Source organism: Acinetobacter sp. PK01, assembly GCF_022819285.1.
GTDB classification, from domain to species: Bacteria; Pseudomonadota; Gammaproteobacteria; order Pseudomonadales; family Moraxellaceae; genus Acinetobacter; species Acinetobacter tandoii.
In genome coordinates, this window is record NZ_CP094643.1 from 2041288 (window position 1) to 2067598 (window position 26311).

General features: G+C 40.6%; 27 protein-coding genes, 6 tRNA genes, 1 other RNA gene and 1 riboswitch. Of the genes, 19 read left to right on the forward strand and 15 right to left on the reverse strand.

The features are described from left to right. Positions 1–4 precede the first annotated feature (4 nt). The 3 genes from MP622_RS09645 to MP622_RS09655 form a co-directional block, all read right to left on the reverse strand. The gene (locus MP622_RS09645) at positions 5–850 is read right to left on the reverse strand and encodes an SDR family NAD(P)-dependent oxidoreductase (RefSeq protein ID WP_243790702.1); all 846 of its coding nucleotides are present in this window, start codon (positions 848–850) and stop codon (positions 5–7) included. 18 nt (positions 851–868) lie between these two features. Beyond that, positions 869–1825, reverse strand: a complete 957-nt coding sequence (locus MP622_RS09650) for a metal-dependent hydrolase (protein ID WP_243790703.1) — start codon at positions 1823–1825, stop codon at positions 869–871. 195 nt (positions 1826–2020) lie between these two features. Next, the gene (locus MP622_RS09655; protein WP_243790705.1) at positions 2021–2506 is read right to left on the reverse strand and encodes a type IV secretion protein Rhs; all 486 of its coding nucleotides are present in this window, start codon (positions 2504–2506) and stop codon (positions 2021–2023) included. Between the two features lie 239 nt (positions 2507–2745). Here MP622_RS09655 and MP622_RS09660 point away from each other — a divergent pair, with 239 nt between their 5' ends. Continuing rightward, positions 2746–4371, forward strand: coding sequence for an NAD+ synthase (locus tag MP622_RS09660; protein ID WP_243790707.1), 1626 nt, complete (start codon positions 2746–2748; stop codon positions 4369–4371). Positions 4372–4489: 118 nt separating this feature from the next. Here the strand turns inward: MP622_RS09660 and MP622_RS09665 are convergent. From MP622_RS09665 to coaD, 5 genes are all read right to left on the reverse strand, one after another. After that, a tRNA-Met gene (locus MP622_RS09665) sits at positions 4490–4566 on the reverse strand. A gap of 463 nt (positions 4567–5029) precedes the next feature. Then, positions 5030–5106 (reverse strand) — tRNA-Met (locus MP622_RS09670). Positions 5107–5179: 73 nt separating this feature from the next. Beyond that, positions 5180–5557, reverse strand: an RNA gene (gene rnpB / locus MP622_RS09675) — RNase P RNA component class A. Between the two features lie 26 nt (positions 5558–5583). Beyond that, entirely contained in the window at positions 5584–5847 is a 264-nt protein-coding gene (locus MP622_RS09680) for a YfhL family 4Fe-4S dicluster ferredoxin (RefSeq protein ID WP_016165811.1), read from the reverse strand. A 1-nt stretch (position 5848) separates the two neighbouring features. Beyond that, positions 5849–6340, reverse strand: a complete 492-nt coding sequence (gene coaD / locus MP622_RS09685) for a pantetheine-phosphate adenylyltransferase (protein WP_016165810.1) — start codon at positions 6338–6340, stop codon at positions 5849–5851. Between the two features lie 252 nt (positions 6341–6592). On the opposite strand from coaD, the gene smpB reads away from it, so the two are divergent. Beyond that, on the forward strand, positions 6593–7069 hold the full coding sequence (gene smpB / locus MP622_RS09690; protein WP_016165809.1) for an SsrA-binding protein SmpB: 477 nt from the start codon (positions 6593–6595) through the stop codon (positions 7067–7069). Between the two features lie 42 nt (positions 7070–7111). Here the strand turns inward: smpB and MP622_RS09695 are convergent, their stop codons facing one another. From MP622_RS09695 to rluD, 3 genes are all read right to left on the reverse strand, one after another. Next, a complete protein-coding gene (locus tag MP622_RS09695; protein WP_044741216.1) occupies positions 7112–7678 on the reverse strand; it encodes a flavodoxin family protein in 567 nt (188 codons plus the stop codon). 107 nt (positions 7679–7785) lie between these two features. Continuing rightward, on the reverse strand, positions 7786–8526 hold the full coding sequence (pgeF, locus tag MP622_RS09700; RefSeq protein WP_044741215.1) for a peptidoglycan editing factor PgeF: 741 nt from the start codon (positions 8524–8526) through the stop codon (positions 7786–7788). Positions 8527–8608: 82 nt separating this feature from the next. Next, positions 8609–9661, reverse strand: coding sequence for a 23S rRNA pseudouridine(1911/1915/1917) synthase RluD (rluD, locus tag MP622_RS09705; RefSeq protein ID WP_044741218.1), 1053 nt, complete (start codon positions 9659–9661; stop codon positions 8609–8611). A 71-nt stretch (positions 9662–9732) separates the two neighbouring features. Between rluD and MP622_RS09710 the strand changes: the two genes are divergently transcribed. Together MP622_RS09710 and MP622_RS09715 are read left to right on the forward strand one after the other, a co-directional pair. After that, a complete protein-coding gene (locus MP622_RS09710; protein ID WP_243790709.1) occupies positions 9733–10722 on the forward strand; it encodes an outer membrane protein assembly factor BamD in 990 nt (329 codons plus the stop codon). Positions 10723–10907: 185 nt separating this feature from the next. Then, entirely contained in the window at positions 10908–12791 is a 1884-nt protein-coding gene (locus tag MP622_RS09715; protein WP_243790711.1) for a CHC2 zinc finger domain-containing protein, read from the forward strand. Between the two features lie 16 nt (positions 12792–12807). Here the strand turns inward: MP622_RS09715 and hemA are convergent, their stop codons facing one another. Next, positions 12808–14091 (reverse strand): glutamyl-tRNA reductase, encoded by a 1284-nt coding sequence (gene hemA, locus MP622_RS09720; protein ID WP_016165803.1) that lies wholly within the window; start codon positions 14089–14091, stop codon positions 12808–12810. 79 nt (positions 14092–14170) lie between these two features. Between hemA and MP622_RS09725 the strand changes: the two genes are divergently transcribed. The 12 genes from MP622_RS09725 to ribB all read left to right on the forward strand — a co-directional run bounded on the left by MP622_RS09725 (position 14171) and on the right by ribB (position 21382). Then, positions 14171–15883, forward strand: coding sequence for a tetratricopeptide repeat protein (locus MP622_RS09725; RefSeq protein WP_243790712.1), 1713 nt, complete (start codon positions 14171–14173; stop codon positions 15881–15883). 9 nt (positions 15884–15892) lie between these two features. Further along, a complete protein-coding gene (gene lolB / locus MP622_RS09730) occupies positions 15893–16474 on the forward strand; it encodes a lipoprotein insertase outer membrane protein LolB (RefSeq protein ID WP_243790714.1) in 582 nt (193 codons plus the stop codon). Between the two features lie 12 nt (positions 16475–16486). Then, positions 16487–17317 (forward strand): 4-(cytidine 5'-diphospho)-2-C-methyl-D-erythritol kinase, encoded by an 831-nt coding sequence (gene ispE / locus MP622_RS09735; protein WP_243790716.1) that lies wholly within the window; start codon positions 16487–16489, stop codon positions 17315–17317. Beyond that, positions 17316–17390: transfer RNA gene (locus MP622_RS09740), tRNA-Gln, on the forward strand. The genes ispE and MP622_RS09740 overlap by 2 nt, the downstream gene beginning before the upstream one ends. 24 nt (positions 17391–17414) lie before the next feature. After that, positions 17415–17489 (forward strand) — tRNA-Gln (locus tag MP622_RS09745). An 18-nt stretch (positions 17490–17507) separates the two neighbouring features. Continuing rightward, a tRNA-Gln gene (locus MP622_RS09750) sits at positions 17508–17582 on the forward strand. A gap of 92 nt (positions 17583–17674) precedes the next feature. Further along, positions 17675–17749: transfer RNA gene (locus MP622_RS09755), tRNA-Gln, on the forward strand. A gap of 36 nt (positions 17750–17785) precedes the next feature. Continuing rightward, positions 17786–18739, forward strand: coding sequence for a ribose-phosphate pyrophosphokinase (locus tag MP622_RS09760; RefSeq protein ID WP_016165799.1), 954 nt, complete (start codon positions 17786–17788; stop codon positions 18737–18739). A gap of 100 nt (positions 18740–18839) precedes the next feature. Further along, complete coding sequence (gene rplY, locus MP622_RS09765; protein ID WP_016165798.1) at positions 18840–19136, forward strand: 50S ribosomal protein L25; 297 nt, start codon at positions 18840–18842, stop codon at positions 19134–19136. 19 nt (positions 19137–19155) lie between these two features. Beyond that, on the forward strand, positions 19156–19737 hold the full coding sequence (pth, locus tag MP622_RS09770; protein ID WP_243790718.1) for an aminoacyl-tRNA hydrolase: 582 nt from the start codon (positions 19156–19158) through the stop codon (positions 19735–19737). A gap of 144 nt (positions 19738–19881) precedes the next feature. Next, entirely contained in the window at positions 19882–20262 is a 381-nt protein-coding gene (gene panD / locus MP622_RS09775; protein WP_016165796.1) for an aspartate 1-decarboxylase, read from the forward strand. Between the two features lie 193 nt (positions 20263–20455). Beyond that, a riboswitch (FMN riboswitch) is annotated at positions 20456–20611 on the forward strand. A 111-nt stretch (positions 20612–20722) separates the two neighbouring features. Continuing rightward, positions 20723–21382, forward strand: a complete 660-nt coding sequence (gene ribB, locus MP622_RS09780) for a 3,4-dihydroxy-2-butanone-4-phosphate synthase (RefSeq protein ID WP_243790719.1) — start codon at positions 20723–20725, stop codon at positions 21380–21382. Positions 21383–21436: 54 nt separating this feature from the next. Here the strand turns inward: ribB and MP622_RS09785 are convergent, their stop codons facing one another. Then, positions 21437–22048 carry a LysE family translocator gene (locus MP622_RS09785; RefSeq protein WP_151504240.1) on the reverse strand — a complete coding sequence of 204 codons (612 nt, stop codon included), beginning with the start codon at positions 22046–22048 and terminating at the stop codon, positions 21437–21439. Between the two features lie 44 nt (positions 22049–22092). Then, the gene (locus MP622_RS09790) at positions 22093–22578 is read right to left on the reverse strand and encodes a DUF1289 domain-containing protein (RefSeq protein WP_044741220.1); all 486 of its coding nucleotides are present in this window, start codon (positions 22576–22578) and stop codon (positions 22093–22095) included. Between the two features lie 203 nt (positions 22579–22781). Here MP622_RS09790 and MP622_RS09795 point away from each other — a divergent pair, with 203 nt between their 5' ends. After that, entirely contained in the window at positions 22782–23714 is a 933-nt protein-coding gene (locus tag MP622_RS09795; RefSeq protein ID WP_044741219.1) for a rhodanese-related sulfurtransferase, read from the forward strand. 70 nt (positions 23715–23784) lie between these two features. Here MP622_RS09795 and MP622_RS09800 read toward each other — a convergent pair whose 3' ends face one another. Beyond that, positions 23785–24915: a hypothetical protein gene (locus MP622_RS09800; protein WP_243790721.1), complete on the reverse strand. Its 1131-nt coding sequence runs from the start codon at positions 24913–24915 to the stop codon at positions 23785–23787. A 333-nt stretch (positions 24916–25248) separates the two neighbouring features. Here MP622_RS09800 and MP622_RS09805 point away from each other — a divergent pair, with 333 nt between their 5' ends. Further along, positions 25249–25872 (forward strand): DedA family protein, encoded by a 624-nt coding sequence (locus tag MP622_RS09805; protein WP_243790723.1) that lies wholly within the window; start codon positions 25249–25251, stop codon positions 25870–25872. A 23-nt stretch (positions 25873–25895) separates the two neighbouring features. Then, positions 25896–26309 carry an ABZJ_00895 family protein gene (locus MP622_RS09810; RefSeq protein WP_243790725.1) on the forward strand — a complete coding sequence of 138 codons (414 nt, stop codon included), beginning with the start codon at positions 25896–25898 and terminating at the stop codon, positions 26307–26309. The last annotated feature ends 2 nt before the right edge of the window (positions 26310–26311 follow it).

Below are 26311 nucleotides of genomic sequence, written 5' to 3' on the forward strand. Positions count from 1 at the left end.
ATTGTTATTTCACATATTTTTGCAACAATGGATAACCGATTCCAAGTAACTTGGCATACAGACTTGGGGCAGCTCGTTTTAACCACCAAAATAACTTGGCATCTGGCTGTGGAATGGTATACAGCTCATTCGCATCTAGCCGATCCAAGGTTTTAATTGCGACTTGATCGCTATTAATAAAAGCATGATTCATCAGCAAATGATCAGCCAAACCAGAGTAACGTTGTGGCAAACGGCCATTTTTCATAATGTTAGTAGGCACCAGCGTTGGACATAGCACATTGACACGAATATTGGCACTGCGAAGTTCTGCGGACAGCGTTTCAGACAATGCTAAAACGCTCGATTTGGTGACGTTATATGCTGTCATTTCGGGTGCAGCAGTAAACCCTGCGGCAGAGGCTACATTAATAATCGCACCATGGCCTTGCTGTTTAAATTGCGGCACAAAATAATGGCATCCATGAATCACTCCCCATAAATTGACATGCATACACCATTGCCAATCTTCTAGGCTGACTTCATCAAACTTTCCACCCAAACCAACCCCCGCATTGTTAACAATGAGAGTGGTCGCATGCCCCATTAATTGTTCAGCTTGCTCTGCTAATGCTTTCACTTGCTCAGCACACCCCACATCACATTGCACAGCAAAAGCATCTATTTGATATTGATTTTGAATCAAACTCACGGTTTCTTTAGCAGCATTGAGATCAATATCTACACAAACCACCACCCCTCCGCGCTGAGCAAGCTCCAGCGCAAAACTCCGCCCAATACCACTCCCCGCACCTGTTACCACGGCATAAGCATGCTTGCTTGGTTTACTTTTTTTATTAAAAAATGTCATTTTAAAATTCCCACTTTGTTATGAACGTAAACTAGGGGTATATTCACGCGTAAAATAAGGCGTTAAAATGCCGTGTTCAGGGTTTAATAGCTTTTCTTTGTAATAGCTTAAATAAGCAGAAGTATCATGATCATTGGGATGAAAATCAGGACGCAAATAATCAAAAATATGCTGCATGGTGCTGCCATAGACACCATCCTTTAAACCAAAAATTAGGCTAAAACTGTAAGGTAGTTCCTTCCAGTAGCTCCAACGAATTAAATTCTTCGGTTCTCGGTAGAATGGCACCATAAGTGAGGCAACTGAAATTAAAATAAGAATCGTGATGAGCGCAGGGAAAAAGCCTGCAATACGCAGTGCATAATTATTGGATAAAGCTTGAAATACATCATAAGCAATGTCTTTATGCTCAGACTCTTCAAGCATATGCCACATCCAGATGGCACGCTGCTTTTCATCTCGAGAACGGAAGAAAATTTCCTCATGCTTCATCATGTATTCAGCCAATACAGCAGTGAAATGCTCAATACCCGCCATGAGCGATAATTTCATGGGTTGTGGTAAACGGTTAAATCCATAGTCAAATACCCAACCCGCCCACGTACGAAACAACTGCACAGGATAATCCGCTTCTCGAAACGCATCATTTAACTCATTATGCATTTTAGAATGAATCGCCTCTTGGCCAATCAAAGCCGTCACACGCTGTTTCAGCAGTGGATCTTTTACCAGTTCACGATGATAGCGTGCCGTATCTATCACCAAATCCTCTCCAAATGTTAGAAAAATGGAAAGTGATGCGAAATATGCACTCGCCAATTCTGCATTGAGATAAAATTTAGGATCAATTTCTTTCGGGTCAAAGTCAAACCGCATATGCCGAATCGGAATCATCGGGGACTGCTTCAAAGTATTAAAACGAGAACCAGAAAATACATGATTCAATGTATTTTTAAGGGGTGTAATGAATTGCATGACCATTCCTTATTTTTCTACTGTAAGTGCAACTTTGTGGTATTGCGCATACTGCTTAAGCATGTAGCTACAGTAAAAAATTAAGTGAGCCTATACGGCTTGCCACTAGCAATTCAGGTCATTTCATTTGCAATTTCTGCCTTTCCTCATGCTTGTCCGACAGTTTTCCGACAAAATTATCTGCATGGGACAAAATCATGCTTTGGGTGCCAAAAAAGGAATGCATTGTTCATAAGCATCGCAATTCTGGCCTTGTGTTTTTTTTATAAAATAATCTTGCACCATTTGCGCCTGCTGCTCGATTCCATAACTTAAAAATAGTTTTCCTTGCTGGATTACATAGTGGTAACGACGATCAAACAATGCCTTACGAACCACCGCAATGCCTTGTTGATACTGCCAAACATGTGTCATTTCATGAATAAACCATGACTGTAAAGCAACCGAACATTTTGAAAAGTCATGACAGTAATTTTGTGCATGAAAATAGATATGTCCATTTGGACTGATGGCATGATTTTTGAGAACTGCCTTATGTGCAATAATTTGTACTTGATCCAACTGAATCGCATCCGCGAAAATCCAGCGTACCAATGATTTTTCACCTTCGGTCAAAGGTCGTCGCGACAAAATGCCAAAGCTTCGAATATTCTGTATCAATGCTGATAAATATCGTGACATATCTTTAACCTTTTCAGTGAAATATTAATAACGGCTCAGGTACAATTATGAATAATTTTTCTAAATGCAAATAAGAATTTTTTTTGGATTTATACACTACATTTGTCGCAATTCGTATATAGTATCAACGCAAATTATTTATTCATTGTTTTGTCGTTGATTACACAGTACTGAACCGATAACGATAAAAAACTCAGCCATATGTGTACACATCCCTATAGCTTTAGGATTAAGTTGGAATGAAAAGTTTTAAAATTGCCATAGCACAATTCTCTCCGCATATTGGTAATATCGAAGCAAATGCTGAAAAAATGCAACAATTGGCAAACGAAGCCAAAGCGCAAAAATCAGATTTAATTATCTTCCCTGAATTATCAACTATTGGTTACCCTGCCGAAGACTTACTATTGCGCCCAAGCCTATCTAAACGCACACAACAAGCGTTTGAACAGCTTAGCAAAGTGAAAGACATTGTCATGGTCTTTGGTTTCGTCAATCAAACCGAAGATGGTCAACGCTATAACTCTGCCGCTGTCATGAAAGACGGTAAGATCCTAGGGATTTATAATAAGCAAAACTTGCCAAACTATGGTGTTTTTGATGAAAAACGTTATTTTAACGAAGGGCATCAGCATTTAGTATTTGAATACCTCGGGCATAAATTTGGCGTACTGATTTGTGAAGATATCTGGTCACTGAATACCGTACAGCAATTAGCTCAATTAAATGTTGAAACTGTGCTTGTACTCAATGCTTCACCGTATGAAGTAGGTAAACCTCAGCACCGTATCAACACCATGCAAGAACTTGCAAAACAATTAAATATTCATTTGGTTTATGCTAACCAAGTCGGTGGTCAGGACGATTTAATTTTTGATGGCACCAGCTTTGTCATCAATAAAGACGGCGCAGTTGCTCTACAAGCACCGAGCTTTCAGCAAGCCCTGTTCTATTCAGACTATCTTGCTGAACAACAAAGCTACCAAGTGGCCGAAAGCACTCCAACTCTTGACACTATGGCCGAAATTTATCAAGCCTTGGTGATGTCAACGCGTGACTACGTTCAACGCTCAGGCTTCCCAGGTGTGATTCTGGGTCTTTCTGGTGGAATTGACTCAGCATTAACCCTTGCAATTGCTGTAGACGCAATTGGTGCTGACAAAGTGCAAGCCGTAATGATGCCTTATACTTATACTTCGCAAATCAGTGTAGAAGATGCAGCGGCACAAGCGAAGAATATGGGCATTACTTTTGGTATCGCGGAAATTAATCCAATCGTAAACAGCTTCATGCAGACACTTTATCCATTCTTTGGTAATGCCCCTGCTGATGCCACAGAAGAAAATCTACAAGCTCGTACACGCGGTACGCTGTTGATGGGCTTATCCAATAAATTTGGCAATCTGGTTCTTTCAACAGGCAATAAATCAGAACTTTCTGTCGGCTACTGCACGCTATATGGCGACATGGTCGGTGGCTTTGCTGTTCTGAAAGATGTGTATAAGACCATTGTGTTTGAATTGGCGAAATACCGTAACAGTATCTCTGAAACTCCTGTAATTCCAGAACGCGTGATTACTCGTCCGCCTTCAGCAGAACTCCGTCCAGACCAAACTGACCAAGACTCATTGCCTGCTTATGACGTCCTCGATGCGATTCTATATGCCTACATCGAAGAAGACATGAGTCAAGACGACATTATTGCCAAAGGCTTTGATGCAGAGGTTGTGAAAAAAGTGATTCGCCTCGTCGACTTTAATGAATATAAACGTCGCCAAGGCTCTATTGGACCGCGCATTAGCTCGCGTGCCTTTAGTCGTGAACGTCGTTATCCAATTATCAATGGTTGGAAAGCTGGCGTATAACCGCAAATAGCAACATGGAAGCCCAAACTTTTGTTTGGGCTTTTTTATACGTTATATATTTTCTTATCTTTTTGACGCACAAAAAAAGAGACCAAGCTGAGAGCTTGGTCTATAAAAATGGTGGCTATGACGAGACTTGAACTTGTGACCCCCGCATTATGAGTGCGGTGCTCTAACCAACTGAGCTACATAGCCGTAAACTGTGTGCGCATTATCTAAATTTCATGTCTATGCGTCAAGCGTTTTTACACCCAAATGCTCAGAGTTTATACAACCAATCTTTCTCAAGGCAAAAACACCCCATAACTGTATATTTTTCATCATGTTATCTATTAAAAATACAAAAAATCATAGACTGCATATTTTCCAGTCTCTATTTATTTTCGATCAAAATTCTAATGTGTTGTTCTATCCTACTCAATTTCGGCACTCAAAAAATAAACTCCAAATCACTTCTTATATCAATTTATTTTTTGGATTTAGTTAGGACTAGACAACACTCATCTTAATGAAAATTATCCAAGAACTTTTTCGCGTTATTTCTTATAGTTCGACCATACTGCTTAGCAAGTCATTCCGATAAATAACCGTGCAGTAAATAGCGTCATACTAAATTTTAGACAAAAAAAATCACGTTATAGGAACGTGATTTATAAAATGGTGGCTATGACGAGACTTGAACTTGTGACCCCCGCATTATGAGTGCGGTGCTCTAACCAACTGAGCTACATAGCCGTAAACTGTGCGCGCATTATGTTGTTTTATTTACAGTACGTCAAGTACCTAATGCGCTTAATTGATCAAAATTTGGTGAAGTGAGCCGATAAGCCGGGTTCTGTCGTGAACGATCATTCCTCTAGGCGTACAATCACTCATACGCTCCAGCGACCTACCCGGATCCAGCATGGGCCATGCCTAAAGGATCCCTATTTGGTCTTGCTTCTGGTGGGGTTTACCATGCCATGAACTGTTACCAGTCATGCGGTGCGCTCTTACCGCACCCTTTCACCCTTACCTCCGATCTCAATTGCTTGAAACCATAATGAAGGCGGTCTACTCTCTGCTGCACTTTCCGTCGGCTCACGCCGCCCAGGCGTTACCTGGCACCTTGCCCGTTGAAGCCCGGACTTTCCTCCCCTGCTTTAGTCACGGAGACCTCCACAGCAGCGATCGTCTGGCTCACTTCGAGGCGCATCTTACCAAATTTAAAAACTAATTGCTTGTGCTTTTTTGAGCAATTAAACGTTGATACTTATCCAACAACTGTTCTTGCGTCTCCGCATGGTTTGGATCAAGTGGAATACAATCTACAGGACAAAAAAGCTGACACTGCGGTTGATCGTGATGTCCGACACATTCGGTACATAAATCTGGGTTAATTTCGTAAATCAATTCGCCCATAAAAATTGCTTCATTAGGACAAACAGGTTCACAAACATCACAATTGATGCATTCATCAGTTATATATAAAGACACTCTACCAACCTTGTTGATGCTTTTGCTCAAAAGCTTTGACCACCGCTTCAGGAACGAATTTGGTGACATCACCTTTCAAACGAGCAATTTCACGAATTAACGTGGAAGAAATAAATGAATATTGTTCAGACGGTGTAAGAAACACGGCTTCAAAGCGTGAATCGAGTTGACGGTTCATATTTGCCAATTGAAACTCATATTCAAAGTCCGAAACTGCACGTAAACCGCGTAAAACGGCTGTGGCATTCTGTTCTCGGAAAAAGTTTACCAATAAACCGTCAAATCCTACAAACTCGACATTAGGCAAATGACTCAGAGAAGCCTGCGCCAATGCCACGCGCTCTTCTAACTTGAACAATGGATTCTTATGATGCCCAATCGCGATTGCAACCACAACCTCATCAAACATTTTTGATGCACGCGTCACAAGGTCGACATGCCCATTGGTAATTGGATCAAATGTTCCTGGATAGATTACGCGAGTTTTAGACATCCATTTGTACTCTGATTTATTTTATTGGAATGTATTTTAACAAAATCTTGTTTTTTTGGTGAAGAAACTGCATAAATTTGAAAAATCTTCACTATTTGTGCCAAAACGACTCAGCAAATTCCCTTAAGAAAAATAAGGGTATGCCAATTTTGTTGCGTATTTGATTTAGATTAAATCTTTCCGATCTTATTTAAGAATTGTCAGTAGGTTCATGTTGGGGCACAATAGTCATAACTTTGGAAGTAACTGATTATGGCGAAAGCAACTGTAGTTAAAAAACATAATGGCGGTACGATTGCCCAAAATAAGCGTGCCCGTCATGATTATTTTATTGAAGAAAAATTTGAAGCGGGACTGTCTCTACAAGGCTGGGAAGTTAAATCATTGCGTGCTGGGCGTATGACCCTCACGGAAAGTTATATCCTGTTTAAAAATGGGGAAGCCTATTTATTTGGTGCACAGATTCAACCTTTGTTGTCAGCTTCTACACATGTAGTGCCTGAAGCTACTCGCACGCGTAAATTATTGTTAAATCGCAATGAAATTGCCAAGTTACTTGGTGCTGTGAATCAAAAAGGATTCTCTTGTGTACCTTTAGCCTGCTATTGGAAAGGCCCTCTGGTCAAGCTTGAGATTGCTTTGGTAAAAGGTAAACAATTACACGATAAACGTGCGACTGAAAAAGATCGTGACTGGCAGCGTGACAAAGCCCGCCTGTTCCACAAATAATAAAAAAACCTCCGATTGGGAGGTTTTTTATTTTTCGGACTGTCAATAATCTGCTTTTAGCTCGACCAAATACTTACCAAACTTGCGTGCTGTTTCTAAGTCGCCTTCTGGTGGCGTCACTTCCACACTGGCATTATCGGACTGGGTCATTAACCCTAAAAAGCTCGACATACGGTTAATATCTTGTTGACTACGGCCAGTTGGCATAAACGGTAAACCTGCCCATAACATACCGTGTTGCATGGCAAATAAATTGATCTGTTGCAGAACAGCCAATTTATCGCCACTTAAGCCACCACCATTGGTAAATCCTGCGGCCAACTTACCTTGCCAAGCACGGGCTAACCAACGCTTAGAGGAGTCTTCCATAAACTGTTTCAGTGCAGAAGTCAGGCTCCCCATATATGTTGGGCAGCCCATAATAATAATATCTGCTTGATCTAAAAGCTCCCACTGAACTGCTGCCACAGAAATCAAATGCACATCTGCACCTGCCTGTTCTGCACCTTGCGCAATATATTGAGCCACTTTAGCTGTATGCCCATAAGGACTATGATAAACCACACAGACATGAACAGGAGCAGAAGAAACGAGATCAGTGACAGACATGGAAACTTTTAAAACCAAATAATTAAGTCAAGTTTAACACTTTTCGATCGCCTGAGGCGAGTGCATAGCACAATGTAAAAATTGTTGCACCAATCACACGGTCATGCTTATTTTAAAAAAACAAAAGTTGCCATTCTTCCAGTTTTAGCATTACGACGATAAGAATAATATTCTTCAGTTTGTCTATAAGTACACTGGTCACCACCTAAAATCTTGGTGATACCATGTTGCTGCAAAATATAACGTGCAATGGCATATAAATCAGCAAAGTATTTTCCCTGTTCTTTCGATGGTTCGAAGGCTGAGGCCAATGCAGGATATTTGCCACAGAAGATTTGTTTTACTTCAGCCCCTACTTCAAAGCACGGTTGACTAATGGCTGCCCCTAACCATGCCCAAGCGGGAGGATGTTGCATCGCTGCAATGGTGTTTTCCACAATACCATTCGCCAATCCACGCCAACCTGCATGTAGGTTTGCCACCTCAACCGCATCGGCATCCCCAAGGACAATAGGTAAACAATCCGCAGTCATCATCATTAAGGCATGCTGCTTCTGTTGAGTCACTAAACCATCGCCTTCTAGCGCTTCGAAACAGATCTGTTCATTCACAGTGTGACAAATCGTGCTATGGGTCTGTGTCATCCAAGTTATTTTTTTCACGCCAAAAGCAGAGAACTCTTCGAGTAGCTGCATACGATGTTGCTGGACTCGATGGGTATTATCCTGAACATGTAAAGCCAAATTGAAACCATCTAGTTCTGGTTTATCCGATGCGAGAGTATGCTCATGTTGCACACGCGTTTGTCCGACAAAAACACCTTCTGGAAAGCCTTGAACAAATTGCATGTTAAATCCCTTCTTTAACTTAAATCATCTTTGCGTTATTCCCTGTCAGGAAACTTCGCAAAGATTACATTTTCAACTGCTTTTAATAAGCTGCATTTTCACTACGCAATACATCGACTAATGTTGCAAAATCTTCTGACCACGGCGCTTCAAACATCATGTCTTTACCCGTACGCGGGTGAACTAAACCCAATTGCACAGCATGTAATGCCTGACGTCTAAAACCACGTAAAGTATCATTCAATAATTCAGATGCCCCTGCAGGAACACGTACACGTGGCATATAGACTGGATCGCCAACCAAACCATAACCAATATATGCAAAATGCACACGAATTTGGTGCGTGCGCCCAGTCTCTAAGCGAGCTTGTACACGAGTAAAGTGCTGAAAACGTTCTTTTACATTGTAATGCGTTACAGCATCTTTACCACCTGGTAGAACAGTCATTTTAACGCGATCAACAGGGTGACGTTTAATTGGCTCATCAATAGTGCCGCCTGCAATCATGTTGCCATATACGATTAAATCATAGACACGATAGACTGACTTATCTGCCAGTTGCTTACTTAATGCAAACTGAGCTTCTAGGTTTTTCGCTACAACCAATAAGCCACTTGTGTCTTTATCAATACGATGCACCAAACCTGCTCGCGACAGTTCAGCCGACTTTGGATAATGATAAAGTAAGGCATTCACCAAAGTCCCTGTGCTATTTCCAGCGCCAGGATGCACCACCATTCCAACAGGTTTGTTAATCACAATGATGTCATCATCTTCATAAACAATATTGAGTGGAATGTTTTCAGGCTGACTGGTGGTTTGTGCTTCTAGCTCAACATCTAGAGTCAGTTGCTCAAATCCTTCACATTTGTACTTTGGCTTAACAATGTTACCATTTACCAACAAATGCCCATCCTTCAGCCACTGCTTAAGTTTTTCGCGTGAAAAATCGCTCCAAACATTCGCTGCAACCTGATCAATACGTTGACCGATATAGCTTTCATCCAATTGAAATTGCAACGATAAACGTGTTGCAGTTGCATCAGAAGTATGGTTATCTGCTTCGTCTGTATCTTCAAGTAAATTGAAATCAGTTTCTGCAAAATTTGTATTAGTAGATTGTGCTTGGGTCATTTGATCATTCAAACAAAAGTGGTTTAATAGCGCAATTGTAGCTCATTGCCCGTATTAACAGAGGAATTTTTATGTCGCTACCACGTTATAAAATTACAATGCTCGCTCTTTCTTTAGGCATTGCATCTGCAATGGTGGGCTGTAGCAGTAATCCAAAAAAAGAAGTGGTGGATACAGGCCCACAATTAAGTGAGCAAGTGTATATACAAAAAGCTGAGAAAGCGCTAGATAATGGTCAATATACTGATGCAGCCAAGTACCTAGAAGCGATTGATACTTACTACCCAACTGGCGATTATGCACAGCAAGCTCAGCTTGAATTGTTGTACACGAAATTCCAGCAAAAAGATTATGAAGGCACCATTAGCCTTGCAGAACGTTTTATTCGCTTAAACCCGCAACATCCAAATGTAGATTATGCTTATTATGTTCGCGGTGTAGCGAATATGGAACAAAACTATGATGGTTTAATGCGTTATACGTCATTAAAACAGTCACATCGTGATACCAGTTATTTAAAACTGGCTTACCAAAATTTTGTCGATTTCATTCGTCGCTATCCATCAAGCACATATGCAGTAGATGCGGCCCAACGAATGAAATATATTGGCAATGAGTTGGCTGAAAGTGAAATGAATGTCGCGCGTTTTAACATTAAACGTAAAGCGTGGCTCGCTGCTGTAGAGCGTTCACAATGGGTGATTGAACATTACCCTCAAACCCCACAAATTCCAGAAGCATTGGCAACAGTTGCCTATGGTTATGAACAATTGGGGGACAAAACCACAGCACAACAGTATATCGATGTTCTAAAATTGAACTATCCAAATCTTGTGAAGTCTGATGGTAGCGTAAATTTACGTGCTGCACGCAAAGAAGGCAGTTGGCTCAACCGTGCAACTTTAGGCGTCTTTGGTCGTGAAGAACAAAGTACTGTAGAAACACCAAAAACTGCGGCACCTGCTGAGCAACGCAGCCTGACTAACCGTATGACGTTTGGTTTGCTTGATCGTCCTGCAACTTCGACAGAAACACCCGCATCGAGCACTTCTGCTGAATAAAAACCACAACACATCGTGCAATTTGATTAAAGGCAAGTTATCATACTTGCCCTTTTATATTTTGCATATCGCTTGATCGGACTGATCAAACCATATACAAATAAATAGTTTTCTTTTGCAAAAGTTGGGTTCAAGCAAATCTGGCTTTGCATTTTCATTTTGCTGCATATATCACGATAACGACTATGGCCATTCCTCAGCACACGATAGATCAAATTCTCGATCGAACTGATATTGTCGATTTAATTGGTCAACGCGTGAAACTTAAAAAAACGGGACGCACATACTCAGGTTGCTGCCCGTTTCATCAGGAAAAGTCGCCCTCTTTCCATGTCTATCGTGATAAACAGTATTATCACTGCTTTGGCTGTCAGGCCAATGGTAATGCTATTCGCTTTTTAATGGACATCGACAATCGCAACTTTGTCGATGTAATGAAAGACTTGTCCAGTCAAACAGGTATTGAATTACCCAAAGACAATCAAGACTCCAAACGTCTGTCTTATAAACGCGAAGCGAAAACGGTTGCAGAGCCACCCAAAACAACACCTGTTACTCCTGTTCAATCGCCCCCTACAACTGAGCTGCAAATTGATCACGATCCTTTTGAAGAATTTCGTAATGTCGATGATCCTTTTGCCCAGTTTGAACCGTTCCAAACATTCAATGAAGCCCCAGCGCAAGAGGGTAATCTATACGACTTGCTCGAAAATGTAGCGCAGTTTTACGAACGACAGTTACCACAGAGTCAAAGCGCACAACAATACTTTAGACACCGTGGCTTAGGCGTAGAAACCATTCAATTCTGGCGTTTAGGTTATGCACCAGAAGATTGGCAACATCTGGAAAAGGCTTTTCCGCAAGATGTTCAAGGCTTAAAATTACTGGGTTTAATCCGCACCAGTGACAAGGGACGCGATTTCGACTTGCTACGTGATCGGGTGATTTTCCCGATTCGCGATGCCAAAGGTCGTGTGGTCGGCTTTGGTGGTCGTGCCTTGAATGATGAAATTAAACCGAAATATATCAACTCGCCAGATTCCGAAGTTTTCCATAAGAACCAGTTACTGTATGGACTTTATGAAGGTCGTAAACAAAAAGCCCAAGACTGGCTTATGGTTGAAGGCTACATGGATGTCATCGCGCTACAACAAAATGGCATTTATGGCGCAGTTGCAACATTGGGAACTGCAAGTAATACAGAGCACTTAAATATTCTATTCAAACAGAATAATCGGATCACCATTGCCTTTGATGGTGATGCCGCAGGTCAAAAAGCGGCACGACGTACCTTAGAAATTGCCTTGCCTTTATTAAATGATGGCCGCGAACTGAAGTTTTTTGTACTCCCGAATGACCATGATCCAGACTCGCTAATTCGTCGAGAAGGCTTAGAAAATTTCCAACGCTTATTACAGCAAGCACCATTACTGTCCGATTTTGTATTTGCACATTTAACCCAAAATCAAGATATCAGCAGCCCCGAAGGTAAAAGTCTTGTGATGGCCGAACTGCGTCAATTGACTGAACTATTGCCGAAAACGGGTTCTTTTCGTTATCTTTTAAACCAATCCTTTAAAGAAAAATTGGGGTTTGGTAAGCGTTGGACACCTCAACTCAGTAATGATGCTTCTTTATCATTTAACATTCGCACCAAAGATGAAGACTTTGCAATTGCAATTCTGATGCATCATCCATTCTTATATATTCATTTTGAAACTTTACGGGCCTTTGTTCCAAGTCATGAATTACTCTCGCATATCCTCAACATTCTCAATCGAATTTTTGATAACTTGCCTGATGACCAAGAGCTAGCAACCTATTATGTATTGGGTGCTTGTAGCACTTTCAGTTTAGAAATTGCTGATATTATGCGACGTACCAATATTGAAGTGCTGACCCATGCACCAGAAATGGCGGATAAACTGGCAACCGAATACGCGTTGGGATTACAAGAAAAATATTTACGGCAGAAATTAAAAGACCCGAATTCATTACTCGAATCACGTAATTTACGTCAGCAATTGAACGAACTAACCAAGAAAATTGGGCTGCGTCTATTATCTTAAGTCTATCAAACCATATTTATTTTTTAGCTTTACGTCGATGTGCTGCAACGTTGGCTAAACTTTGCTGTAATTGTTCAAAATAAGCAGGATCTTCTGCTTTGGCTGCATCACGCAACACAATAGAGGTTGGATGTAGCAATTTCTGCGTTAGACGATGAGCAAAATCTTGCATAATTTGCGCAGCATTTTCGCCTTTGGCTAAACGAGATAGGGCCAACTGTAATTCTTCTTGTTGTAATTCATGTCCATGTTGACGATATTGATGAATAGTTTCGCCCGCTTCATTGACTCGTTCATGGGTAATTAGCTCAATAGCTAATTGATTCACCATCACTTCCGCTTCAACTGCTGCCTGACGGCGCTGCGCAAGATTTTCATCAATGACCGACTGTAAATCATCTACACCGTAAAGATAAACGCCATCCAAAGATTCAACTTTAGGCTCTATATCACGCGGTACAGCAAGATCAACCAAAAGCATTTGCTGATAACGGCGCTTCTTCAAGGCACGCTTTACATCTTGATAAGAAATAACCTGATGCAAGCTTCCAGTACAGCTTGAAATCACATCCGCACGATGTAAATTTTCAGCTAAATCGGCAAACTCAAGAATTTCAACTTCGACCTGATGGGCAATTTCTTGAGCTAACAATTCGGCACGTTCACGGGTGCGGTTACAAATCAGTACTTTGCCAACCCCCATTTCCGCCAAATGTTTTGCTACCAAGCTATTCATTTCACCTGCCGCAACAATCAGCACGGTCATTTTTTCAGGTTGGCTAAAAACTTGTAAGGCTAGCTGCGCAACGGCATACCCCATTGAAACGGCATGACTACCGACCGCAGTTTCTGAACGAACGCGTTTTGCCGCATAAAAAGCATATTCGAAAATTCGATTTAAATTACCTGAAACTGTATGCGCATCTTTGGCTAAAGACAGTGCAGATTTTACCTGCCCTAAAATTTGCGGTTCACCGAGCATCAAAGAATCTAGCCCACTAGCTACGCGCATTAAATGCGTCACTGCTTGTGCATCTTCATAACGGTAAACATGATTGACCAATTGCTTTACATCTAGATCATTTGCTTGGGCGAGCCAATTGAGTACCATATCCGCATTTTCAGATATGGCATAAACCTCGGTGCGGTTACACGTCGACACGACCACCAAATCATTTAATTCAGTGTTGTGACTTTGCTGAGCAAGCAATACACTAAGCTTTTCAGCATTAAATGCGATTTGCTCACGCAACGCTACTGACGCGGTTTGATGGTTGACCCCCAATGCAAAGAAAGACATATCAAATCATCAATTCACTAAATTTATGCTATTGTGCAACATCGGTGTCATAAAAAGCATTACTTGGATCAAGAAAAAATTGCGTCAAACAAACAGCCGTATAAACGGCACGACGGTAAAACAGTATTCTACCACATTCTTACTGCTTGGTAGCATGGCTTCTGGTACTCATGTAAGAGCATCAGAGGTTGTTTATCATGCAAATTCAAATAATAATGCCATAAAACAAAGCATGATTGCCGAATTCGCTTTGGCTTATCATGATATTCCAACTGCTTTACACAACTACACCGTTCTGGCTATTCGTAGCAATTCCACGCTGGTGAAACAACGCGCACTCAATATTGCGCTGGAACAAGATGATTTAAAAGCAGCACTCGATATTGCGACACACTGGGTGGTACAAGAACCAGAAGATGTACCCGCGCTATTTTATTTATCGCATATCGCCTTAAAAGCTCATGAATACGAGCTGGCAGCAGAAACGCTCGATAAAATCTTAATGATTGATCCCAATGCGGATTTAGAGCAAATTTTGGCGGGTATTTCGCCTGAATCACAAACTGACCGTGAAGTCCTACTCAAGACCTTATCTGCCAGTAAAGAAAAGGACAATCCATCCATTTTGGTACTGATCGCTGGTTTAGAAGCGCAAAATGGTCAATTTGATCATGCATTAAGTACCATTAACCGTGCTCTGCGCAAGCGTCCAAAAGTCACTGGCTTTATTCTCATGAAAGCCAACTTGCTGACTGTATTGGGTGATGAGCAAGAAACCTTGAAATGGTATGATAAATCTAGTCGTAAACATCGTGACAATTTAGAAGTTCGACTTGCAGAAGCCAAATACTTAATTAAATTAAATCAGTCCGAGACTGCGCTTAAAAAGCTCGAAAGCATCTTAAAAAAATGGCCCAAGCAAGAAGAGGCTCTCTTTTTAGCAGGTCTGACCAGTATTGACTTAAAACAATATGAAGATGCAGAAAAATTTTTGGTCGAACTAAGATATTCAGCTCAATATCAAAATGATGCCTACTACTATTTGGCCGTCAATGCTGAACGCAAGCAGCACTTTGAAACAGCCAAAGCCTACTACCGCTTGGTCGATGGTAACCTCTATCCTGTGTCTAGACGCAGTATGATTAATATTTTTGCACAGCAAAACAAGCTACAAGATGCCTTGCGCTTTTTAACTCAAGAACGAGTGAATTATCCGCAACATGCCAGTTTCCTCTATCAGGCGCAAGCCGATATTTTAAAACGCATGAACAATAGTAAGGCGGCCCGTCGTTTATTAGATGAAGCCATCAAAAATCTGCCAGACGATCCTGACTTGATTTATGCCGAAGTATTATTACTCGATCCATTTCAAGACCGTGTTAAGTTAGAACAACTCCTCAATCGCTTATTGGAAATTGAACCGAATAGCCCAACCTATTTAAATGCCTACGCCTATACACTTGCTTTACAAAATCGACGTTTAGACGATGCACGGCATTATGTTGAACTCGCACTAGAATACACCCCAGATCAGGCATCTATTTTAGATACATTAGGCTATATCACCTATTTACAGAATGACTTTGAGACTTCGGCACAAGTGCTTGGACGGGCTTACACTCTAAGCAATAGCATTTCAATAGGTGTTCGATACGCTAAGGCACTATATATGCAAGGAAAAATTACCGAATTTAGTACTGTGTTACAACAATTAAAACAAAAACATCCAAATGATCCTCAATTGGAACAACTGAGTTCGTTACTGTTACCTCAACAAATGAAAAAGAGCTAATTGATTTTGATGCGTGTATTTTCAAAAGTCGGTCTGACCGTATTTGCCAGTAGTGTTTTATTTCTAACTGGTTGTCAGCAATTTACCAAACCGCAAATTCCTGCTGAAGGCCCAAATGCTGCTGAACAGAATCATTTTAATTTACAAGGTAAAATAGGTGTTCGTACCCCACAACAATCGGGTAGCGCCTTTTTTGCATGGCAGCAACAACAGCAAGAATTTGATATCGAACTCAGTGGTATTCTTGGTGTCGGTAAAACTCAAATTACTGGAAAACCCGGTGCTGTAAGCCTCAATAGTGCTAAAACAGGTTTAATTCAAGCCGCTACGCCAGAAGAATTGCTAGAACAGGCAACAGGTTGGCAAGCGCCTATTACTCATTTAATTGATTGGGTACAGGCTCGACCAGCAACACTGCAAGCACAAATTAGTAAAGATGCAGCGAATCGTCCGCAACAAATTATTGAAGATGGCTGGAAAGTCGATCTTAGTTATAACGATACTGCTCAACTACCAAATAAATTGGTTCTGAAACAAGAACTTGAATCTGGTAAAGAAAATCGTATTACAATGCTTATCCAAAACCGTTAATTCTGGCTAGCTATGATTCGCGTACCTTCTCCTGCAAAACTCAATCTGTTTTTACACATCACTGGACGTCGTGAAAATGGATATCACGAGCTGCAAACTATTTTTCAGCTTATAGACTTATGCGATTGGTTGGAATTTGAACCTACTCAACAAAATGACATTCAGATCGAAGGCTTAAATACCGTCGATCTAGAACAGAATTTAATTTACAAAGCCACACAAATGTTAAAGCCTTTGGCCAAACATCTCACTGGCTTAAAAATAAACATTGAGAAAAATATTCCAATGGGTGCAGGACTCGGTGGTGGATCATCTAATGCTGCGACCACCCTCATTGTTGTGAACCAACTCTGGCAATGTGGATTAAACACTGAACAATTGGCAGAGCTGGGTGTGAAACTTGGTGCAGACGTTCCTATTTTTGTACATGGGCAAAATGCATGGGCAGAAGGCATTGGTGAACACTTAACATTCATCAACTTAGATCAAAAACAGTACATAGTGCTGAAACCTGATTGTTTTATCAGCACTCAACTGCTTTTTTCACAAAAAACGTTGACAAGAAACTCGAAGCCATCTAAATTTTGCGCCTATCAGATAAAGCCATCTGACTTTGGAAATAACTTTGAACCTTTGGCAAGAAGTCTATATCCTGAAGTCAATGAAGCGATGCAATATTTAGATCAGTTCGGTGTTGCAAAACTTACAGGTACAGGTGCTTGTGTTTTTACTGAAGTAACTGCTGAAATGCATGTCAATGAAATTCTTAAACATGCACCTTGTAAATCTTACTTGGTGAACAGTTTAAATGAATCTCCATTACGTCATTTTAAAGTTCAATAGGGGCGTCGCCAAGTGGTAAGGCAGCGGGTTTTGATCTCGCCATCCGTTGGTTCGAATCCAGCCGCCCCTGCCAATTTCACCTGTAGATGTATGTATTAGGGGCGTCGCCAAGTGGTAAGGCAGCGGGTTTTGATCTCGCCATCCGTTGGTTCGAATCCAGCCGCCCCTGCCATATACACACATCAAACTTAGGGGCGTCGCCAAGTGGTAAGGCAGCGGGTTTTGATCTCGCCATCCGTTGGTTCGAATCCAGCCGCCCCTGCCAATTTCAAGTTTAAAAGACAGAACAACACTTTGCATCTTCTTGTTAATTTACCTTGACATGAACACGCAAAAATATTAAAGTTCTGCCGCATTAGGGGCGTCGCCAAGTGGTAAGGCAGCGGGTTTTGATCTCGCCATCCGTTGGTTCGAATCCAGCCGCCCCTGCCATCTAATTTCAAACACACCAACCGCCAAGGGTGCTTCATGCCCAATCTTGTCGTTTTTAGTGGAACTGCTCATCCACAATTCGCTCAAAAAGTCGTAAGCCATTTGCACATTCCTTTAGGTGCTGCTTCAGTTTCTACCTTCTCTGATGGTGAGATTGCTGTTGAAATCACTGAAAATGTTCGTGGTAAAGACGTATTTATCGTACAACCTACTTGTGCGCCAACTAATGATAACCTCATGGAAATCTTAGTGATGGCAGATGCCTTACGTCGTGCAAGTGCTGGTCGTATAACGGCTGTCATTCCTTACTTCGGTTATGCACGTCAAGACCGTCGTCCTCGTTCATCACGTGTTCCAATCACTGCAAAAGTTGTCGCAGATATGCTGACCACTGTAGGGATTGACCGTGTTGTAATGATCGACTTGCATGCAGACCAAATCCAAGGTTTCTTCGATATCCCTGTTGACAACATTTACGGTACGCCTGCATTACTTGCAGACTTACGCCAACAGTCTCATGACAACCTTATGGTTGTTTCTCCAGACGTTGGTGGTGTAGTTCGTGCTCGTGCTGTTGCAAAACAAATGGGCGATATTGATCTTGCGATTATCGATAAACGTCGTCAAAAAGCGAATGAATCACAAGTGATGCATTTGATTGGTGATGTAAAAGGTCGTGACTGTGTCATTGTTGATGACATGGTAGATACAGCAGGCACTTTATGTAAAGCTGCTGATGCGCTTAAAACATTTGGTGCTCGTCGTGTTGTTGCCTATGCTACTCACCCTGTACTTTCAGGCAAAGCTATTGAGAATTTGAAAAACTCTGTCATCGATGAACTCGTTGTTACAGATACAATTCCGCTTTCTGAAGAAGCACAACAGCTTGGTAAGATTCGCCAAGTTTCAGTTGCCAGTATGGTTGCTGAAACAATTCGTCGTATTAACAACGAAGAATCTATTAGCGCAATGTTCGATAGTTATCTATAATACAGCGCTGAAATTCCAAAGCCCTGCCCAGTGCAGGGCTTTGTCTCACTAGATCGGTCGCAGATCTAGTTTATTTAAACTTAAATTAAGGATGTCTACCATGGCAAACTTCGTATTCAATGCACAAGCACGTGAAGCAGCTAACCAAGGGAAAGGTGCGAGCCGCCGCCTTCGTCACGCTGCGCAAGTTCCAGCTATCATCTACGGTGGTAACGCTGAACCTGTAGCTGTTACTTTAGAACTTCGTGAGCTTGTTAAAGCTTTAGAAAACAATGCGTTCTTTGAAGAAGTTGTTGAAATCAAAGTTGGCGACAAAGTTGAAAACGTTAAAATCCAAGCGTTACAACGTCACCCAGCTAAAAACACACCTATGCACGCTGACTTCAAACGCGCATAAGTGTTAATGGTGTAAATTAGTGGCTAATATATCGCTAATTGTTGGTTTGGGTAATCCTGGAAAGGAATATGCCCAAACCCGCCATAATGCAGGCTTCTGGTTTGTAGAACGCATTGCAGAGAAATATGGCATTACATTAAAAGCCGATCCTAAATTCTTTGGAATAAGTGGTCGTGGTAATATCGAAGGTCAAGACGTTCGTCTGCTTTTACCTACAACCTTTATGAACCTTTCAGGTAAAAGTGTTGTTCCCTTCTGCAAATTTTATCAAGTTGCGCCTGAAGCAATGTTAATTGCCCATGATGAGCTTGATATGAACCCTGGTATTATTCGCCTCAAAACGGGCGGTGGTCATGGTGGTCATAATGGACTGCGTGACATTGTTCCACATCTTGGTCCAAATTTTCATCGTTTGCGTATTGGTATTGGTCATCCTGGTTCTAAAGAACGTGTCTCTGGACATGTACTCAGCAAAGCGCCAAGCAGTGAACAAGGTTTAATGGATGACGCAATCGACCATGCACTGTCACGGCTCAAGTTACTCGTGAATGGTGATATCCAACAAGCAATGAATCAAATCAATGCTTATAAACCCAACTGAATTTATTTGAATTGTTGAACAATCTTTCTTGCCATACTGTCCATTTCAGAGCAAAATGCGTTTTTTGCCCATTACTGAACCAGTAAGAAGCGGATTAATCAAACAAAAGATAACGGTCTTAGGTCCACTCAGGAGACGCTCACCATGCTATCTCGTTTACTTAAATGCAAAATTCACCGCGCTGTAGTTACCCATGCTGAACTTCATTACGAAGGTTCATGTGCAATTGATGGTGTGTTAATGGATTTGGCTGGTATTCGCGAATACGAAGAAATCCATGTTTGGAACGTAACTAATGGTAAACGTTTCGCGACTTATGCGATTCGCGGTGAAGACAATTCAGGCATTATTTCTGTGAATGGTGGTGCTGCTCACCAAGCGGATGTTGGTGATCTTGTGATCATTGCAACTTTCGGCGCCTTTACCGAAGCTGAGGCCAATGCACACAAACCACGTTTGGTCTATGCTAACCCAGACAACACAGTCAACCACACTGCAAACTGTATTCCTGTACAAGTGGCTTAAGATGTAGGAAAAGCTCGCATAATGCGGGCTTTTTTTATTGCTGTAAAATTACCAGATTCTCCTAATTTTCTAATTATTTTTTCTTGTATCGCGTGGTATTAGCAATTTTTCTGTAAACCTTCTCAAAAATAATGATGACGCTAAAGTTAGATAAAATATCACATTTTATATAAATCGGACTATAATAGAGCCACATCGCTTCAGGGCGGGGTGTAATTCCCCACCGGTGGTAATTTCAGCACAATATTTAAGGTGCCGATTTAGCCCACGAGCATGTAGCCTTAAAACTGCATGCAGATTTGGTTCAATGCCAAAGCCGACGGTATAGTCCGGATGAAAGAAGACGACGTCATCAACACCCTTCTTATTGCCTAAAGAACAGTAAGATGGTTTTGCTACGAGCCTATTTTCACATGTCCTGAAATGTTCAACCGTATTTTCAACTTACGCGAGCGTTTCAATGTCTAGTTTAATTCAACCCGAAATTTTCTTTTCAGCCCTTCCTCCAGCTGAACAACGTATCCAGCAAGCTTTAGCTGATATTCGCCAAGGTAAACCTGTTTTGGTAATGGATGATTTTGATCGTGAAAATGAAGCCGATTTAATCATTGCAACAGAAACATTAACCGTTGAAACCATGGCACGAATGATTCGTGATGGTTCTGGTATTGTCTGCCTTTGCATCACCAACGAACTCGCAGACCATTTAGAACTACCACCTATGGTGAGTGATAACTCTAGCCAATTTAAAACCGCCTTTACCGTGACTATTGAAGCTGCTCAAGGGGTAACAACTGGGGTTTCAGCGCAAGACCGTGTAACCACTATTCAAGCAGCTACCCGTACAGGTGCAGTTGCCAGTGATTTAAACCGTCCAGGTCATGTGTTCCCATTACGCGCACGTGATGGTGGCGTACTTAGCCGTCGTGGACATACTGAAGGTACAATTGACCTTGCTCGTCTGGCGGGACTTAAACCTTCTGGTGTTTTATGTGAATTGACCAATTCGGATGGTAGTATGGCTTCTGGTATTCAAGTTTTGGCGTATGCAGAAACACACCAGCTTACAGTTATTACTATTGAGGAACTAGTGCAATATCGCTTAGCCCATCACGTATAAATTGCAGAGTCCCAGTCTTCATGCTGGGACTTTTTGTCTGATTCAAAATCGTGTTCAAAACAATGTGGCATAAATACCATAAAGTGCAACAACTATTAAAATTACACCACAACAAGCTAACAAATGCTGATACATCTTAGAGCGTGAAAAGCGATTAAACATCAAATACACACAAGAGAGTGTCGCAAAATCAAGTGCAATCCAACTTACGGTCAGAATACCCAAACTCAAATTCAAATTTGGCGTAATCTGCACAAATTGAGGGAAGAAAGAAGCAAAGAAAATAATATCTTTAGGGTTTGAAATGGCCACAAGGAAACCCTGCTTAAATCCACCATTTGCAACAGTACCTGAAGCACTCTCTGTGCCAACGTCACCCTGCCAAACTTCTCTTAAAATCTGGATACCCAAATAAACAATATACAGGCAACCTAAAACCTTAACTACATTAAACCATTGCTCACTAATCGTGAGAAAACCTTTTAGAATCGCAATCGAAGCAGCAATCAGTACCAGAGAAGCCAAATTAGTACCAAAAATGGTCTGTAAAGCCCTACGGTAACCTCCTTTTAGACCTGCACTTGCGACCAATAGCATGACTGGACCAGGTGTAGCGATCATAATCACAACGGCAAAACAATATAAAAAATATTCAATATAATTCACAAGTCATTACTTTCTTTTATACACATTAAAATAAAGTGCGCGTTTTAATCTTCTTCGTCACCACGTAATAAGCTATGACTAATTCCATCAGCACGTAAAAATGCCAGATCATAACTTGCTGTTGCCAATGCTAATACACGACGTTCAAATTCTTGCCACAGGCCTTTCACTTGCTGTTCAGCAATACCTAAACCACTTTCTGGGGTGAAATTTTTGTTTTTTTCACAGAGTTTCAAGGCATGATATAATTTACGTCCTTTTGAAGCTTCTGGTCGTAAACGTACACGCTTGGACAAAACAAAACCTTCTACGTGGCGTAAATCTGCCAAAGGCAACATAGGAACTAAAATCTGATCAAGTTGAGCATCTAATCGAACCCAAACTGCATTTTGCTGTGCTGCTGAATATGTATTCCACTTAATCACTTCATGATTAAAACGACGACATCCCCGACAAACTGCATCACCAAAGACCGTAGAACAACGCCCTGCACATGGCGTGAGTGAAGCGATCCGACGATCATTACTCAAAATAAACTCCTAAAATCAGCAAGATACTATCGTAAAAATAATATTCGAAGTTTTTAACACCTATTAAAAACTGCTCAAGCATAATACCTTTTCTAAGCGCATTAAAAAACCATAATTCTTAATGGGTTTTCTCGCTTATTCTCACAAATCGCGCTAAAATACGCGCCTTAAATTTTATCCTTCGTTTATATTTGGAGTACTCCATGAACGCTACTGTAGAACAGCTTGCACCTGTAGAACAGCAAGCGACCTCTGGTTGGGTGGTTGCCGCACTTTATCAATTCAAAGAAGTTCAAGATTCTGCTGATTTACAACAGCGTCTTTTAGACTTGGTAAATTCTATCAACCTCTGTGGTACTCTCATTGTTGCAGACGAAGGAATTAACGGTACCGTTGCAGGTGACCGTGCGGCAATTGATGCTGTTCATCAATTTCTTTTAGATGAAGGCTTCAACGCAATGGAATATAAAGAGTCGACCAGCTCTGAAAAGCCATTCCGTAAAATGAAAATCAAACTCAAAAAAGAAATTGTCACTCTGGGCGTAGAAGTTAAGCCACGTGATTTAGTTGGTCACTATCTAGATCCTAAAGAATGGAACGAACTGATCGCACGTGATGACGTGATTTTAATCGATACTCGTAATGATTACGAATATAAAGCGGGTACTTTTAAAGGTGCGATTGATCCTCAAACTGAAACTTTCCGTGAATTTCCCGAATACGTAAAGAAAAACCTTGAACAGCATAAAGACAAAAAAATTGCGATGTTCTGTACAGGCGGTATTCGTTGTGAAAAATCTACTTCTTTGCTTTTACAAGAAGGCTTTGAAGAGGTATATCACCTGAAAGGTGGTATTTTAAAATATTTGGAAGAAACCCCAGCTGAAGAAAGTATGTGGGAAGGCGAATGTTTTGTATTTGACGGTCGTACAGCGGTGACTCACGGCGTTGAAGAAGGTCAAAATATTAAATGTCATGCATGTGGTTGGCCTTTATTACCGACTGAGGTTGAAGAGCCAAGTTATGAACATGGCGTGTCTTGCAAATATTGCGTAGATAAAACCACGGATAAGCAGAAAGACGGTTTCCGTATGCGTCAATCTCAAATTGCAGCGGCAAAACGTAAACGCCTTTAATTTAAAAAATAAGGTCATCTTATTGATGACCTTATTTTTTTCAGTTTAACCCAAATTTAACTGCAGTAACCTAATTAAGATTCATCTGCTTTTTAAATTCCACGCTCACACAGTTTATTGTAGGAACTGTTGGAGATTTTGCTGCTACAGATCTTAATTTCAAATCCTCATCGAAACTTAATCCCACTTGAGAATATGTATTAATATCTGTATATGGTCCAGTGTTTACCATTAAATCAGAAAGAACCAAACCATCTTCATCAAAATAAAGTCCCAAACCATCCTCTTGCTCTTGATCAAGTAATGCGGATACGACCTGACTACCTTTCGTTAAGGTCACAATACCATTTTGTTTGGCAAGTATACATTTCTCATCTGAATTCACATCAACTAAATTATTTTCTGTAAAATCATCAATAACCTTGTCTGAACACTTATTATAATTTTGCATATTATCTACTGCTGGTAACAATTGACATGCACTCGTATTAAACTTAAAGATGATTGGAGGCTTATTTTCTATTATCGTAGCACTCTTCGGTAATAAAGATAAATTACCATCCTTAACTAAAGTTAATAATGCATTGTAATCCTGAATACTTTTACCACTCTGAATTGCTTCTAATAGTGATTGAATGGCTTGGTGAATAGGATTATCTGTTGCAATGATCGTATTAAAGACATCAACTTCACCATCAAGAGCATATTCTTTTTTTATCAACTCTTTGACTAAAGCTGAATTCGCTAATTTCAATTGATCGACTATTACTTCACCAGACTGATACCATATGGCAGGCATTTGAGTACTTGCATAGGTAATCGCTATATCCGTAAAGGGATTAATGTTTACACTACCCTCTTGACCAACATAACTATGGTAACTTTCTCCGTTCGCCTTAACTTCTAAACGACATGGAAATTTACGACTATCAACTTCCCCTTGCCACTTACCCTCCGCGTCAACCATCACTGTATTTTTAAAACCGACACCATCCTTACAGATTGCAGTCACCGCTGCATCTTTTAAAGCAGATGCCGCAAATGCTGTACCTGACACTGTACTGTATGTGATTTTATCGGTCTGATTAGATTGTTTTACACCCGCCTCCGTTGATGAATCATTATTACTTCCACAAGCAGTAAGTAAAAATAATGAGAATAATAAACTAAGTTTAGGTGTTGTTTTTTTATTAAAATGCATGAGATCACTCTATTAAATATTTTTATCCACTATTGCAAATATGCGCAAGTTGGGGCAGTAATTATACAGACCTTTCTATTTATAATTCCACATAACAATAATAAATAAGATAGGTCTTACGTCCACAAAATGACTAAATTTAAATTAATATGAACCAATTAAATTGAGTTAACTATTCCTTAATTATAATTCTTAACTCTTACTTCTATACATGCATACAACTACTAAAATCTAAATTTGCAATACAAAGGCTCATTAACTAATAAGTCATTGCGATTTATTTAAACAACAATTATTCTAAGCATCAACATATAGATTATATTAAAAAACACTATGGGACTTAAAGATTGGGTCTTATCCATTATGGAGCAACTAGGCTATCTCGGTATTGCCCTGCTGATGTTTTTGGACAATGTGTTCCCCCCTGTACCATCTGAAATTATTATGCCTTCTGCTGGCTATACCGCCTCACAGGGTGAGCTACGACTCATTGGTGTGATTATTGCGGGTTGTATTGGCTCTCTAGTAGCCGCAGCAGTTCTATATTGGATTGGTTATAAATTTAATCATGCAACTATCTTTCGCTTCGTTGACCGATATGGCAAATATTTCTTTGTTAAATCAACCGATGTTAAAACTGCCCTAGACTGGTTCGAACATTATGGACACCGCATCGTCTTTTTTGGTCGTATGGTTCCTGCTGTTCGCTCGCTTATTAGTATTCCTGCTGGCATGAGTCGGATGCCATTCTGGAAATTCATGTTCTACAGCAGCTTAGGCACCATTATTTGGACCAGTTTCTTAGCCTGTGTAGGTTTTTATTTTGGTGAAAACCAAGCTCTGATGCATCAAATTTTTAGCCAAGTAGGCTATGTGATGCTTAGTCTTGCCTTGTTAACCATTTCATGGATTTTATATCGCCGACATCAAAGAAAAAAACAACATTTTAAAGACTAAATTGATTTAATTTAAGGATTTACATGAAGCATTATTTAAAACATTTTGCTGCAATTTATAGTATCGCTTTAGTGATTCTTGTAGCTATTCTGATTTTTGGTTTACATTTAGGTGTAATCACCCTAATTCCAGCTTTGATTGCTTCCGCCTTATTAAGCGCAAGTCATTTTGTCAAAAAAGAACAACGCCTGCCCAGCAGTGATGAAAAAATTCAATTGGTTTGGGGCTGTAGTGCGATTGCTATTATCATCACGAGTTTCTTTGTATTTTTCTTGGTACTAATGAACCCCAATGCAGAGCAAATTTTAAAAGCTGCCGATGAAGCAGGTCTAGGTATTTCAGCACTCATCATGCTGTGTTTAATCGCAGTACATGGCATCATTTTCCATTTTGCCTATGGTTGGTATGCTGCTTATTTTTTAAGAAAAATACAATAATT